The sequence below is a fragment of the Rhizobium sp. 16-488-2b genome (genome assembly GCF_017741815.1).
Classification (GTDB): Bacteria; Pseudomonadota; Alphaproteobacteria; order Rhizobiales; family Rhizobiaceae; genus Rhizobium.
Genome location: NZ_JAGHMF010000036.1, coordinates 446061 through 459818, shown reverse-complemented (window position 1 = coordinate 459818; position 13758 = coordinate 446061). Strand labels below are relative to the sequence as shown.

12 protein-coding genes are annotated in these 13758 nt (G+C 60.9%); 8 read left to right on the top strand and 4 right to left on the bottom strand.

Annotation, left to right across the window (positions count from 1 at the left end; translation table 11 throughout):
• The first annotated feature begins 121 nt into the window (after positions 1-121).
• Together J5286_RS28470 and J5286_RS28465 are read left to right on the top strand one after the other, a co-directional pair.
• Entirely contained in the window at positions 122-826 is a 705-nt protein-coding gene (locus tag J5286_RS28470; protein ID WP_209193392.1) for a GntR family transcriptional regulator, read from the top strand.
• A 128-nt stretch (positions 827-954) separates the two neighbouring features.
• Positions 955-1896, top strand: a complete 942-nt coding sequence (locus tag J5286_RS28465) for a dihydrodipicolinate synthase family protein (protein WP_047504522.1) — start codon at positions 955-957, stop codon at positions 1894-1896.
• A gap of 65 nt (positions 1897-1961) precedes the next feature.
• Here the strand turns inward: J5286_RS28465 and J5286_RS28460 are convergent, their stop codons facing one another.
• A complete protein-coding gene (locus J5286_RS28460) occupies positions 1962-4904 on the bottom strand; it encodes a hybrid sensor histidine kinase/response regulator (protein ID WP_209193306.1) in 2943 nt (980 codons plus the stop codon).
• A 283-nt stretch (positions 4905-5187) separates the two neighbouring features.
• On the opposite strand from J5286_RS28460, the gene J5286_RS28455 reads away from it, so the two are divergent.
• Positions 5188-5334, top strand: a complete 147-nt coding sequence (locus tag J5286_RS28455; protein ID WP_209193305.1) for a hypothetical protein — start codon at positions 5188-5190, stop codon at positions 5332-5334.
• Positions 5335-5439: 105 nt separating this feature from the next.
• Here J5286_RS28455 and J5286_RS28450 read toward each other — a convergent pair whose 3' ends face one another.
• The 3 genes from J5286_RS28450 to J5286_RS28440 all read right to left on the bottom strand — a co-directional run bounded on the left by J5286_RS28450 (position 5440) and on the right by J5286_RS28440 (position 9798).
• Entirely contained in the window at positions 5440-7608 is a 2169-nt protein-coding gene (locus J5286_RS28450) for a TonB-dependent siderophore receptor (RefSeq protein WP_209193304.1), read from the bottom strand.
• Between the two features lie 171 nt (positions 7609-7779).
• Positions 7780-8664 carry a helix-turn-helix domain-containing protein gene (locus J5286_RS28445; protein ID WP_209193303.1) on the bottom strand — a complete coding sequence of 295 codons (885 nt, stop codon included), beginning with the start codon at positions 8662-8664 and terminating at the stop codon, positions 7780-7782.
• A gap of 120 nt (positions 8665-8784) precedes the next feature.
• On the bottom strand, positions 8785-9798 hold the full coding sequence (locus J5286_RS28440; RefSeq protein ID WP_209193302.1) for a LacI family DNA-binding transcriptional regulator: 1014 nt from the start codon (positions 9796-9798) through the stop codon (positions 8785-8787).
• Between the two features lie 215 nt (positions 9799-10013).
• Between J5286_RS28440 and J5286_RS28435 the strand changes: the two genes are divergently transcribed.
• The 5 genes from J5286_RS28435 to J5286_RS28415 all read left to right on the top strand — a co-directional run bounded on the left by J5286_RS28435 (position 10014) and on the right by J5286_RS28415 (position 13737).
• The gene (locus J5286_RS28435; RefSeq protein ID WP_209193301.1) at positions 10014-10814 is read left to right on the top strand and encodes an inositol monophosphatase family protein; all 801 of its coding nucleotides are present in this window, start codon (positions 10014-10016) and stop codon (positions 10812-10814) included.
• A 126-nt stretch (positions 10815-10940) separates the two neighbouring features.
• Positions 10941-11858: a DnaJ C-terminal domain-containing protein gene (locus J5286_RS28430; RefSeq protein ID WP_209193300.1), complete on the top strand. Its 918-nt coding sequence runs from the start codon at positions 10941-10943 to the stop codon at positions 11856-11858.
• 2 nt (positions 11859-11860) lie between these two features.
• A complete protein-coding gene (locus J5286_RS28425; protein WP_209193299.1) occupies positions 11861-12190 on the top strand; it encodes a chaperone modulator CbpM in 330 nt (109 codons plus the stop codon).
• 54 nt (positions 12191-12244) lie between these two features.
• Positions 12245-12739, top strand: coding sequence for a cupin domain-containing protein (locus J5286_RS28420; protein WP_209193298.1), 495 nt, complete (start codon positions 12245-12247; stop codon positions 12737-12739).
• A gap of 599 nt (positions 12740-13338) precedes the next feature.
• On the top strand, positions 13339-13737 hold the full coding sequence (locus J5286_RS28415) for a helix-turn-helix domain-containing protein (RefSeq protein ID WP_018896782.1): 399 nt from the start codon (positions 13339-13341) through the stop codon (positions 13735-13737).
• The last annotated feature ends 21 nt before the right edge of the window (positions 13738-13758 follow it).

Genomic DNA, 13758 nt, shown 5'->3' with positions numbered 1-13758 from the left:
TTTTATGCGCGACGCATGGGCCGTTGTCGACATGGAATATATTATTTGATGCTACCGCAGTTTTTCCCTGCTATGCAGCAAGAGACTAGAATTTGCGGCACCCTATGGAGGACGACAGTTGGTGGATGACACGGAGAAGCAGCCGGTACACAAGCGAGGCTACGGGGTCTCGACGGTCTATGAAACCCTGCGCAACGAGATTATCGAGCTCAAGCTGGCGCCGGGCAGCCCCGTCGATGAGCAGCAGCTTTCGGACCGTTTTTCGCTGTCGCGCACCCCTATCCGCGAGGCGCTGGTGCGGTTGGCGGCCGAGGGCCTGATCACCACACTCACCAATCGCACAACAATTGTCTCCAACATCGACTTTCTCGGGTTGGGCGAAGTCTTCGATGCGCTGACGCTGATGTACCGCGTGACGACGCGGCTCGCGGCAGCCAATCATCAGCCATCCGACATCGACGGCATCCGGGCGCTGCAGCTGCAATTCCAGACCGCCGTCGAGGCGCGCGACGTGCTGGGGATGATCGCCACCAACCGCGATTTCCACGTCGCCATCGCCGAGGCCGGCCGCAACCGCTATTACACGGATCTCTTCACCCGATTGCTCGACCAGGGCCGCAGGATCCTCAGGCTCTACTATTCGTCCTTCAACGACGTGCTGCCGCGCCAATATGTTGGCGAGCACGAGGATATGATCCAGGCGGTCATCAATCGTGACATCGACGGCGCCGATAGGCTTGCCGCGGCCCATGCCGACCAGATCGTCAGCCAGATCCGCTCCTACATCACCGCCGACAACCGACAGACGGCACAGCTGCCGCTCTAGTTCTCGAGCGAGTCGGCTTTGTATTTTTATTGTCGACAACAAGTCGGCGCGATGATAGATACTGTCTCAGCAAATGGGCGGAGCTTCCTTCTGGCCTTCGTTCGGCGATCAAAAGAGGAAAAATACAGATGGCAGATTCAGTTTTCAAAGGTTGCATCCCGGCGCTGATGACGCCGTGCAATCCCGACCGCAGCCCGAACTTCGACGCGCTGGTCGAAAAGGGCAAGGAACTCGTCGCGGCTGGCATGTCGGGCGTCGTCTACTGCGGCTCGATGGGCGATTGGCCGCTTCTGACCGACGAACAGCGCCAGGAAGGCGTGAAGCGGCTCGCGGAAGCGGGCGTGCCTGTCGTCGTCGGCACCGGCGCGATCAACACGCAGTCGGCCGTCAGCCATGCCGCGCACGCCGCCAAGGTCGGCGCCAAGGGCCTGATGGTCATCCCGCGCGTCCTGTCGCGCGGCTCTTCCGTCGCCGCGCAGCGCGATCACTTCTCGGCCGTACTCGCCGCCGGCAAGGACCTGCCAGCCGTCATCTACAACAGCCCATACTACGGCTTCGCGACCCGCGCCGACCTGTTCTTCGATCTCCGCTCGCGCTTCTCCAACCTTGTCGGCTTCAAGGAATTCGGCGGCAAGGCTGATATGACCTATGCGGCTGAAAACATCACCGCAGGCGATGACGCATTGACCCTGATGGTCGGCGTCGACACGGGCGTCTACCACGGCTTCGTCAATTGCGGTGCCGGCGGCGCGATCACCGGCATCGGCAACGCGCTTCCCAAGGAAGTCCTGCACCTCGTCTCGCTCTGCGAGAAGGCCGCCAAGGGCGACGCGCAAGCACGCCGCGATGCGCGCGAACTGGAAGAAGCACTGATGGTGCTCTCGACCTATGACGAAGGCCCGGATCTCGTGCTGCACTACAAGTATCTCTTGGTGCTGAACGGGGACGATCGCTACTCGCTGCACTTCAACGAGAGCGACAAGCTCAGCGCCTCGCAGCGCCGTCATCTCGAGAAGCAGTACGAACTCTTCCGCAACTGGTACGCTTCGCGCTATCCGAACGCTGCCTGAGTTTTACGACAACAGCATATGCGCTGGCCAATCGTTTGGCCGGCGTCGTCGTTCGCGGGGTCGGGCTACCCCTGACGCTTGGTCGCCCACGCGCGTTCGACAGCCGATTTCAGTTCCATCTCGGAATAGGGCTTCCGCAACAGGAAGGCCTTGGCGGGAGCGCCAGCCGGCAGACTGTGTTCGCCCGTCGCGAACACGACGGCGACGTCTGGATGCTGGCGAAGCACGGCAACGGCAAGGTCAATGCCGTTGATATCTGGCAACCCGATATCCGCGACCAGCACGTCGATCTCGTTAGCCTGCAGGAACTCCAGCGCCTCCTCGCCATCCGCCGCTTCCGTCACCTGATGCCCGAGATCGAGCAGCATTTCGGCCGTGTTGGAGCGGATCAGGAAATCGTCCTCGACAAGCAGGATTCGCGGACCCACCGCCGCAACGGGCTGATCGATCGGCGCCGTGTTTCGCGGCGAGGATGCATGGCTGATCTGCTTCTGGTTGGCAATCACATGCCGAAGCCGGCGCGCCAGAGCTTCTCTCGTATAGGGCTTCGACAGCAGCTCGACGCCAGGATCGAGCCTTCCGCCGTGCACGATCGAGTTTTCCGTGTAGCCTGAGGTGAAGAGCACCGCCACACCGGGCAGCCGCTCCTTCGCGCGCCGCGCCATCTCGCTGCTCTTCAGCGGTCCGGGCATGACGACGTCGGTGAAGATCACGTCGATCTGCATGCCGCTTTCGATGACATTCAACCCGGCCTGCGCGTCCTTGGCGGTCAATACGCTGTAGCCGAGATCGGACAGCGTCTCGACGACGATCGAGCGGACTTCCTCGTCATCCTCGACCACAAGCACCGTTTCCGTGCCGCCGACCACCGGCCCGCCATGGACGGTGACCTCGCGGTCCTCATCGGCGACGGAACGCGGCAAGTAGATGCGCACCGTCGTTCCCTGATCCACTTCGCTATAGATCTTCACATGTCCGCCCGACTGCTTGACGAAGCCATAGACCATGGAAAGCCCGAGCCCCGTCCCCTTGCCCTCGGGTTTGGTCGAGAAGAACGGCTCGAACACCTTGTTCAAGATATCCGGCGACATGCCGGTGCCGGTATCGGTCACCGCAAGCATCACATACTGGCCGGGCATGACCTCCTGATGGCTGCGAGCATATTCCTGGTCGAGCGCCGCGTTACCCATCTCGATGGTCAGCTTGCCGGAACCGCTCATTGCGTCGCGCGCGTTGATGGCGAGGTTGAGCAGCGCGTTTTCCACCTGTGTCGGGTCGGCATAAGTGTTCCACAGCCCGCCGCTGGTGATGACTTCGATCTCGACCGCTTCGCCCAGCGAACGACGCAACAGATCGTCCATGCCGCCGATGAAGCGGGCGATATTGATGACCCGAGGCTCCAGCGCCTGCCGCCGGCCGAAGGCGAGCAGCTGGCTTGCGAGCTTCGCGCCGCGATTGACGCCGGCGAGCGCATTGGCCAGGCGCCGCTCCGCCCGTTCGTTGCCCATCAGATCCTTGGACAGGAGCTGCAGGTTGCCGGAGACCACTTGCAAGAGATTGTTGAAATCGTGCGCCACGCCGCCCGTCAGTTGCCCGATCGCTTCCATCTTCTGCGCCTGCTGCAGCGCGCGCTCGGTCTGATGGCGCTCGGCGATTTCAGCCTCGACCCGTGCCTCGAGGCTTTCGTTCAGCTGTCGCAGCTGCTCTTCGGCCCGCACGCGGTGGCGGACCTGCCGCTCAAGGCTGGTGGCGTGCTCCTGAAGGCTGGCCTCGGCCTCGCGCTGTTCGGTGATGTCGGTGTGAACGCCGACCCACTCCTCGATCTCGCCCGAAGCGTCGAAGATCGGCACGCCGCGAATGGCGAAGGTTCGGTAGACGCCATCGGCGCGCCGAACCCTGTGCTCGTGAACATAGGTCGCCTTTGCCGCGACCGCCGCCTTCCAGCTCTCGACCGAGCCGTCCTGGTCATCCGGGTGAACGGCATCCGCCCAGCCGTAACCCTGGTAGTTCTCGAAAGGCTGTCCCGTCAGCGCCGACCATGCCGGCTGCTCGCCGAGCATGCGTCCGTCGGCGGCGTTCGTCCAGATCACGCCGTGAACGGCGTTCACAGCCGCGCGGAAGCGGCCGTTGCTGCGCTGCAGCGCGACTTCGGAGCGCTTGCGATCCTCGATATCGATCATCACAACATAGATGCCTTCGACATCGCCGCCCGATGTTCGTCGGGGCACATAGCGTATCTCGACGTTGCGATCCGTTCCATCCGGCCGAGTGATGGATGTGTCGGTGATGATGCGGTCGCCGGCCATGGCCTGCTCGACCAGAGGAAGACGCGTCTGGTAGCTCGACTGACCGATTACCTCGGAAACATGCTTGCCGACGACATCATCAGCCTCAAGGCCGAACCATTCCATGTAGCCCTGATTGGCGAAGCGGTAGATATGGCCGCGATCGATGAAACCGACGAGGATGGGAAGCGCATCCGTCAGCCGTTTCAGCTCCTCGCGGCTTTCCGCGAGCTCAGCCACCGCCTTCACCTTGTCGGTGTTTTCGAGCACCGTGCAGAGAACACCATTCACCTTGCCGTCGTCGTCGTAGATCGGTGTGTAGAACAGGTCGAAGACGACTTCCTCCGGCACGCCGTGGCGATGCAGGACCATCTTCTGGTCGCGGTAGGATTGGACTTCGCCGCGGAAGCCGGCCTCGAGAATCTTGCTGTTCCAATCCCAGATCTCCGGCCAGATGCCGGGGACCGTCGCGCCGAGCGCGCGCGGATGATAGTTGCCGGCAATTTCCACGTAGCCGTCGTTGTAGATCATCACGTGATCATCGCCCCACATAAGCACCTGCGGGATGGGCGAATTGACGATCGAATTGACTTTGATTCTCAGGTTCTGCGGCCACTCGCTGATCGGGCCAAGCGAGGTTGCCGCCCAATCGAAACGGCGAACAAGTTCTCCGGTTTCGCCGCCGCCGATGGGCCAATGGCCGGACGTGAACTGATAAGTCATAAAGCCACCAAATGAACCAGAAATTCTCTTGTTTCATAGGGGACAGGAATGGCCCTGTCCATGGCGCTGGGGCGAGAACAGGCACGCCGGCAGGCATAATATCCTGGCGCAGACACGCACCGGAAAACCGCAAAATGTAGAAGCTGATATGACGGCCGTTGGAGTTGCACTTCGGTTGCCATCAGCAGAAAAAAGACAGCCGGCGCGATCACCGGCTTTTTCATTTAAGTTGACGCTGCTATGGGAGCATGATGTCGTCCGTTAGAACGAGGAAACAGGCGAGATGAGCGATAACGTCATCCAGTTCCGCAAGCCCGCGCCGCAGAAGACGCCGAAGCCGCCACGCCCATGGCTGCGCAAGCTGATCTCGATCGTCGTGGTGATCGCCGCCTTTGTCGCGGCCTGGCTCTATTTCACGCTGGCTGGCTGATCCGGCCACCCCGCAAGACGTATTTAAGACACGACCCCGCTAAAACGAAAACGGCTGGAGAGCGAAGCAAATCGCCCTCCAGCCGTTTTCGCAAGTAGGGTCAGCTTACCACTTCTTGGCAAGCTTGAAAGTGAAGGTCCGCGCATCGCCGTAGCCGCAGGCGCCGTTGGTGCGGCACGCCTCGACATATTCCTTGTCGAACAGGTTGGCGACGTTGAGCGATGCCGTCCAGTTTTCCTTTTCGTAGCGGATGGCCGCGTCGAACACGGTCGATTCCGGAACCCGAAGCGTGTTGGCCTCATCCGCCCAGGAACGCCCCTTGTGGCGAACGCCGGCGCCAAGGCTGAGGCCTTCGAGCGGGCCGTTCGTCACGGTGTAATCGACCCACATGGAAGCCGTGTAGTCAGGCACCACGTAAGGCGTCTTGCCGATCAGGCTGGGATTCGGGTCGTTCTGCTTAACGGTGACGTCAGTCGCGGCGAAGGCGCCGAGCAGCTTCCAGTTATCGTCGATGTTGACCTTGGCTTCCAGCTCGAAGCCCTTCGATTCCACTTCGCCGAGCTGGTCCGTCCACGGCGCGACCGGGATCGAAACCGAGTTGTTGCGCTTGTTGATGTGGAAGACGGAGGCGGTGAAGGACGCGTCCATGAAGGTCGGCTCATACTTGATGCCGGCTTCATACTGCTCGCCTTCTTCCGGCTTCAGCGGTCCGTGTCCGCCACGGCCGACCATCGGGTTGAAGAAGGTCGCGGCGCTGACATAGGGTGTCAGGCCATTGTCGAACTCGTAAGCGAGACCGGCGCGGCCGCTCCAGGCGCCGTCTGAATCCTCGAAGCTGTTCGACGAGGCCAAGCGATCCTTGAAATCGGTGTTGACGTGGTCGTAGCGGCCGTTGAGCGTTGCCAGCCAGCCATCGCCGAAATGGATCTGATCCTGGGCATAAAAGCCGATCTGGTTCATGGTGACCTGCTCGCTGTAGAGCGGGTCCATCGGCAGTTGCGGGAGGCCGTAAACCGGGTTCGTCACGCTGAGCGAGCCGGAGCCGAACTTGTTGTTCTGCACGTTGTCGATACGGTAGAGGCGGTAATCCACGCCCAGCATGACTTTGTGCTCGGTGCTACCGAGATCGAAGGTGTTTTCGATGCGGTTATCCCAGGCCAGCGTATCGACGGACGTGTCGCCCTCGAAGTTCAGGAGCTGAAGGTCTGTCGGGCCGGACCACAGATATGGATAGACAAGGCGCTCATACTTACCGAGATGGCCGTAACGGGCATTCGACGAGTATTTCCAGCCGCCGTCGAACTCGTGCTCGAACTCGTAGCCGATCATCTGCTGGTCGTAGCGGCCGGTATCGATGTCAGGCTCGCCGGGGAAGAAGCGGCGCGAAATCTTGCCGATACCCGGCCGGTCAACGACCGTGCCTTCGTAAGGCAGGAAGCCGTTGCCTGTGTGAACCTGATCGAGACCACCGGCATAGGCCCAGACGGTCAGGCTCGTGGTGTCATCCGGCGAGATGGTGAGCTGCGGCATGACGAAGCCGCGCAGGTCATGCGTGTAATCGGTATAGCCGTCGCCGCCGGCGATCTTGCCGGTCAGGCGATAGGTCATCGTATCACTCGACCCGACCTTGTCGGAAACGTCGAAGCCGGTGAAAGCGTTGCCGTTCGAGTTGATGCCGATCTCGGTATAATAGAGCGGATCGTCGGTCGGACGCTTCCTGATCATGTCGATGATGCCGCCGGCATTGGCGCCACCATAGAGAACCGAAGCCGGCCCCTTCAGGACGTCGACGCGCTCCAGCATGAAGGGATCGATCTGGAAGTTGCCGAAACCATACGAAAACAGGTTGAGGCCATCGAGATAGATGCCGCTCTGCCCGGCATCGAAACCACGGATGTAGAACCAGTCGGTATCCGGATCGGTGCCGAAGGTCTGCGTGGCGACGCCTGCCGTGTAACGCAGGGCCTCATCGACCTTGTTGACGACGGCGCGATCATCGAGCTCCTGGCGACCGACGACGGAGACGGACTGCGGTATTTCGTTGATTGGGGTATCCGTCTTCGAGCCCGCCGTGCTCTTCTTGGCCACATAGCCCTTCACGGGGCCGGTCGCCTCGCTGGCGCCGTCGGCCGCCGAATTGCCTGCACCCTGGATAACAACCGGTTTCAGCTCGGTTGCATCCTGCGCCACCGCGAATGTGGCGCTCGCGCCGAAGATGGCGACACCCGCCAGAAGCTTTGCCTTGAAGATCACTCGGTCTGCTCTCGCACCCATATACATTGTCACCCTACTCACGCCACCGTCGTCCCAACGGCCCGGCCAACATCACGAATAAGATGAGTGATTAACTCAATTTTAACGGCCCAGCTTGTCGCGATCCCGGACGAATTGAATGTTCTTGGGCAATTTTTCAACGTGCAGCCAAATGCTCACATGCTGTGTCGTTCAGGCAACGTGGGCCTTTTTCCACGTCGCGGGCGGCGTTCCGATATTCTTGCGGAAGACGCGCGTGAAATGCGCCTGGTCGGAAAACCCGGTCTCTGCGGCGATGACCATGAGCGGCTGATCGCCGTGCAGTAGGAGCTCCTTCGCGCGCTCCAGCCGGGCATTCATCTGCCACTGATGCGGCGCCATGCCGGTGGAGGCCTTGAAGGCGTGGCTGAAGTGGGATTGCGAGAGCCCGGCGAGCGTCGCAAGCTCCTCCAGCCGGATATTGCGCATGCAATTCTCGGTGATGAAATCCGTTGCCTTGCGCAATTGCCATGAAGCGAGCTTGCTGCGCTTGCGCACTTCGCTCTTCCCAAGCTTCATCACGTCGATGATCAGCGCCAGCGCCAGACCGTCGCCATAGAGATCGTGCAGCGGTGCCGGATTCATGCACTCGGCCGCGATCATGCGCGACAGCGTCAGCACGCGCTCGTCGGAAAACAGCAAGCGCGGGCTCGTCAGCCGATCGGGATCGAGCTCCTCCATCAACCGGCGCGCCACGATCTCGGCGTCGAAATGCAGATCGAGATGACGAAGAAATTGCACGTTCTTCAGATTGGCCCAGAGTTCCATTCCCGCAGGCACATAGGAAATCGGCTGGTTCTCGTCCTCTTCCGCGGCGCCCGCGCCCTTCGAACTCAGCTTCATCGTCGAGCGGCCAGCCCCGTTCATATCAAGCAGGATGAAGAGCCTGGGATCATTGGACACATAGTAGCCGCCGGCATAGGGCGCGCATTCCACATCCCAAACATCCGCGACGATGCCGTTCCAGGATCGCCTGTGAAGGCCGCCGACAACGGAGAAACCTTCGATCTTGTTCTGCATGCGGGGTTGAAATGTCATGGATGGGGCGCGCGCTATACCTTCTTAATAAACTCAAGTTTAAGGCAAGCGTTGATCTAACGCAATCCCGCGCTAAAAAAGCCCCCCATATTTTAGGGCGCGTTGGCCGTACGATCTCGATCACCCCTTGCGGATGGACCCGCGCCAGATCAGTTCAGCTTTCAAGCGGACAGAATGAGCCTCCTCCGGCTCGTCCTCATGGCCGCCCGAGGCGAGCCATTTCACCGCCTGCGTGGCGATCGCCATCACCGGCTGCGCGAAAGTCGTGAGATTGAACGACGACCACGACGCCTGCTCGATGTCGTCGAAGCCGGCAACGCACAGCTGATCCGGGATCGACAGTCCGAACTGGTGGCGCGCGGCATCCATGAAACCGCAGGCGAGCAGATCGGTCGCGCAGAACACGCCATCCGGCCGCTCGGCGCGCGTCAGCATACGCTGCGCAAGCACCCGGCCCGCCTCGTATCCCGTCGATCCATAGCGCTCGACGACGACCTCGAGACCGAGCTTCGTGGCTGCGGCGATAAAGCCGCGCTCGCGGCCCATCAGGCTCGGCGTCCCCGCTTCGGAGTTCGCGAAGGCGAGCGTCTTGCATCCCGCGCGCACGAATGCGGTCGCGATCCTGCCGCCGGACTCATAGTCGTCGAGGTTGATCTTCAAGGGGCCGGGCTGGTCGTCATCGCGGTTGATCAGGACTAGGCGCTGACCGCTGCGGAGGCAAAGCTGGGTGATCGACTTGTCCGGTAGACCGGAGAGGATGATCGACGCATCGGCCCGGTAGCGGATCGCCTGCTGCAAAGCGCGGTCGACGCTGCCATCCGAGCGATCGGTGTTGACGAACATCGCGACCTTGCCGGCGTTCTGCAGCTGAATTGTCAGTTCCCGCAAAAGCGCCGAGCGATAGGGCGTCGCGACATCGGAAACGATCAGGCACACGATGCCGCTCTCGTTGCGCATCAGGCCGCGGGCTAGGTGATTGACGTGATAGCCGAGCGCCTCGGCCGCTTCCAGCACGCGCCTGCGGGTATCGGCGGAAACGCTCGCTCCCGGCGTGAAGGTTCGCGATACGGCGGAACGCGATACCCCTGCCCTCTCGGCAACTTCCTGCGCGCTGACGAATAATTTAGACGGCATGGCAATCCTTTTGTTGCACGCACCTTTGCATCGAGTTGCACTTGCGTGCAATCCATAACGACCTCAGCCAATATGAAGTTTTCATGACGAATATTGACATCGCGCGCGGCGAAGTGTTCGCTTTGCACGCGCTTGCAACGATGCCCCAAGCGGCTTGCGAGCGCGACTTTCAGCGGCTGTATCCAGCCATCGTTTCCGATAAAGGACATGTTGCGATGACATTGCGCGTTATTCCAGGGCTCGAAGCACGTCTGGCCCTTGCCGAGGCCGTTGCCCGCGAGGCAGGCGCCGTGGCGCTCGACTACTTCAAGCGTCGCGACACGCTGGTGATTGAGACCAAACGCGATGCACAGGACGTGGTGTCGATCGCCGACCGGGAGGTCGAGAACCTGATCCGCGCGCGGTTCGCGGAAGCCTATCCCGGGGATGGCGTTCTCGGCGAAGAGTATGGTCTCACACTGGGCACGTCGGGCTTCACCTGGGTGATCGATCCGATCGACGGCACCAGCCCTTTCGTCAACGGCATGCCGAACTGGTGCGTCTCGATCGGCCTGCTGCACGACGACGTGCCTGTCGTCGGCGTCATCGCCTCGCCTTGCCATGATGAAATCTACGCCGCTGCCCTCGGCATGGGCGCCACCTTGAACGGCAAAAAGCTCGCGCTCAGCCCCGAACGCAATATCCGCAACGCGGTGACCGGTATCGGCGCGAACAGCCATGTCTCGCCCGCCACGGTCGCCAGGATGGTCGAGGAACTGCTGGACGCAGGCGGCAATTTCATCCGCAACGGTTCCGGCGCGCTCATGCTCGCCTATGTCGCCGCTGGCCGCCTCGTCGGATATTACGAACCCTACATGCACGCCTGGGACTGCCTCGCCGGATATTGCCTGGTCAAGGAAGCCGGCGGCTGGTTCCATCCCTTCCCGACCAGTGGTGAGGGATTGACCAAGGGTGCCAAGGTGCTCGCGGCGGGACCCGGCGCGATCGACGATCTCCGCAAGATCGCCGGCGTCTAAATACGCTCGCCGCGGCGATTGATTTGAGAACAGGAGCGACATCGCGCCTCTCGTCCCGCGCGATTTTGCAACCTATATATATGTCAAAGATTGCCGGCGATCCGCGCCGGCTGAACGGAGACATGTATGAGCCGAGATCCGTACGAGCTTCTGGGCGTCAAGAAGGACGCTACGCAAAAAGAGATCCAGAGCGCGTTCCGCAAGCTCGCCAAGAAACTGCACCCGGACCTCAACCCCGGCGACAAGCAGGCCGAGGATCGGTTCAAGGAAATCTCCGCCGCTTACGAGATCGTCGGCGACGAGGACAAGCGCAAGCGCTTCGACAGGGGCGAGATCGACATGACGGGCGCCGAGCAGGCGCAGCGCAACTATTATCGCGACTACGCCTCGCAGGCCGGCGCCGGCGGCCGCTACCAGAACAATGCCGGCTTCGCCGACTTCGGCGACAGCGACGACATATTCTCAAGCTTCTTCTCCGGCCGTGGACGCGGCGGCGGGCAGTTCCGTTCGCAGGGGCAGAACCGCCAATATTCGATGGAGGTCGATTTTCTCGACGCCATCAACGGCACCAAGACGCAGATACGCCTGCCGGATGGCCCGGCACTCGACTTGCAGATCCCGGCCGGAACCCGCGACGGCCAGACGCTGCGCCTGAAGGGAAAGGGCGAGCCGGGGATCGGCGGCGGTCCGCCGGGTGACGCGCTGGTGGAGATCCGCGTTCGCCCGCACAAGTTCTATGTCCGCGATGGCGATGATATCCGCATCGATCTGCCGATATCGCTGCCCGAGGCGGTGCTCGGCGGCAAGGTGCGCGTGCCGACGCCATCGGGCGCGGTCAATCTGACGCTGCCCGCGAATTCCAGCAGCGGTAAGGTCTTGCGCTTGAAGGGCAAGGGCGCGCCGAAGCGCGGTGGCGGCGCCGGCGATATCTATGTGTCGCTGAAAGTCGTCTTGCCGGATGAGCCGGACCAGAAGCTTGCCGAATTCATGAGCGACTGGACGCCGGCCAATCCGCAGAATCCGAGAAAAGGCATGGAGGAGTAGCCATGAATGATCTTGAATTCCGCCGAACCCTGAAGATCGACGTGACCGTGGTGGACGTGTGGATCGAGCAGGGCTGGCTGATCCCCGAAGCCCATGACGGCGATCGTGAGTTCCGCGACGACGATGTCGCGCGGGCGCGGCTGATCCTCGACCTCACCCGCGACATGGGCGTCAACGAAGCAGGCGTCGATCTCATCATGGATCTCGTCGACCAGATACACGGGCTGCGCGGCGCCGTCCGTGACATGCTTGGCGCCATGGAGCAGCAGGACGACGACGTACGCCGCCGTCTGCGCCGCAAGCTCGACGCGCTTTCCACGCGAGCGGGCTGAACGGCTCCGGCTTGCGGCCCATAAAAGCGACCGGACAAGGAAAGGAGACCCGACTTGAGCAACAATCACGGCTCCCACGACGCCGATCATTCGCATCAACCCATCGACTGGCGCGAGCACGGCGTGAAGGTCATCCCGGGTAATGCCCTCGATCCGAATACCGCGCAGACCCCGGGCATGAACCGCGCGACGGCGATCAACAACGCTCGCGCCGGCGCTGAGAAGATCTGGGCTGGTACGGTCACCATCCACGCCAACGCGAAGACCGGCGCGCACCATCATGGCGACCTCGAAAGCATCATCTATGTCGTGAAGGGCAAGGCGCGCATGCGCTGGGGCGACAATCTCGAATTTACCGCGGAGGCCGGGCCTGGCGACTTCATTTTCGTGCCACCTTACGTGCCGCATCAGGAGATCAATGCGAGCCAAAACGAGACGCTGGAATGCGTCCTCGTCCGGTCCGGGCAGGAGCCTGTGGTGGTCAATCTCGATATTGAACCGGTTGAAAAGCCGGAAGACGTTCGGTGGATCGATCCGATACACAAATAATCCACTCTCGGTAGTGTACTAATGAAGAATTGATCGACGGCCGCTCCCGCAAATTTCTTCAGATAAATCTTTCGTCCAGGCGAAGCGATGCATCGATCCCCGCGCTCGAAATTTGCGAGAAAACGACAGCCGGATTCATGTTTTCATCCAGCACCTTACGTCAAAAGCACTGCTCAGCAGGGGTTTTCGCTTGCCAACGCGAACAAACGCAGATCACAACAATAAGTTCAGCAAGCACTAATCCAATCGTCAATTCGCCGCGTACACCGTTTTGTTACCGCGCGGAAAAGCCCTAAAAGGAACGTTCCCAGCGGATATAACGGCCTTCGATGCGAATCTCAAATTCCGGCGATTTATCTACCGGAGGATGTATATAAGCCCCGTTTGGTCAGATTGAACTGGAATACTTACTTATGATTGCATTCGACGTCACACAAATTTGCTGTTCCAAGCGCTGTTTTCAGTTGAAAGTCAGGGTCTTCAGGCACATGAGTTGGCGGGAATAAAAATGGGCGGCACAATTGATCCGTTCAAATATCTTGGTAAGGTTGCCGCAGGGAATAATAAGCACGCCGCACTGGCGTTAGAAGGATAAGGCCATGAAAGAAGCACCGCATACCGTCGACGTTCATGTAGGCAAGACGATCCGTATCAAGCGCCTGATGCGCAAGGTTTCGCAGACCGAACTGGGTGATCGCGTCGGCGTCACGTTCCAGCAGATTCAGAAATACGAGAAGGGCTCGAACCGCGTTTCGGCAAGCATGCTCGTCGAAATCGCCGGTGCGCTCGATGTCGACGTCCGCTCCTTCTTCGAAGATATCTCGGCCAATGCCAACGACAATCCGACTCCGAGCGACGAATTCGTCGTATCCCGCGACGGCGTGCTCCTGAACGCTGCCTTCCTGTCGATCAAGAACGAGCAGGTCCGCAAGAAGATCGTCAAGCTGGTGCAGGCGATTGCCGGCATGGAGCAGATCGAAAGCGAAGCCGCCGAATAAAGCGGCTTCGCGGATACCATA

Excerpts from the sequence above, each read along its gene's own strand:
- J5286_RS28455 (WP_209193305.1), top strand. The coding sequence starts at position 5,188 with ATGAGCGATAACGTCATCCAGTTCCGCAAGCCCGCGCCGCAGAAGACG.
- J5286_RS28450 (WP_209193304.1), bottom strand. The coding sequence starts at position 7,608 with ATGGGTGCGAGAGCAGACCGAGTGATCTTCAAGGCAAAGCTTCTGGCG.
- J5286_RS28440 (WP_209193302.1), bottom strand. The coding sequence starts at position 9,798 with ATGCCGTCTAAATTATTCGTCAGCGCGCAGGAAGTTGCCGAGAGGGCA.
- J5286_RS28415 (WP_018896782.1), top strand. The coding sequence starts at position 13,339 with ATGAAAGAAGCACCGCATACCGTCGACGTTCATGTAGGCAAGACGATC.
- J5286_RS28460 (WP_209193306.1), bottom strand. The coding sequence starts at position 4,904 with ATGACTTATCAGTTCACGTCCGGCCATTGGCCCATCGGCGGCGGCGAA.
- J5286_RS28445 (WP_209193303.1), bottom strand. The coding sequence starts at position 8,664 with ATGACATTTCAACCCCGCATGCAGAACAAGATCGAAGGTTTCTCCGTT.
- J5286_RS28465 (WP_047504522.1), top strand. The coding sequence starts at position 955 with ATGGCAGATTCAGTTTTCAAAGGTTGCATCCCGGCGCTGATGACGCCG.
- J5286_RS28430 (WP_209193300.1), top strand. The coding sequence starts at position 10,941 with ATGAGCCGAGATCCGTACGAGCTTCTGGGCGTCAAGAAGGACGCTACG.
- J5286_RS28425 (WP_209193299.1), top strand. The coding sequence starts at position 11,861 with ATGAATGATCTTGAATTCCGCCGAACCCTGAAGATCGACGTGACCGTG.
- J5286_RS28435 (WP_209193301.1), top strand. The coding sequence starts at position 10,014 with ATGACATTGCGCGTTATTCCAGGGCTCGAAGCACGTCTGGCCCTTGCC.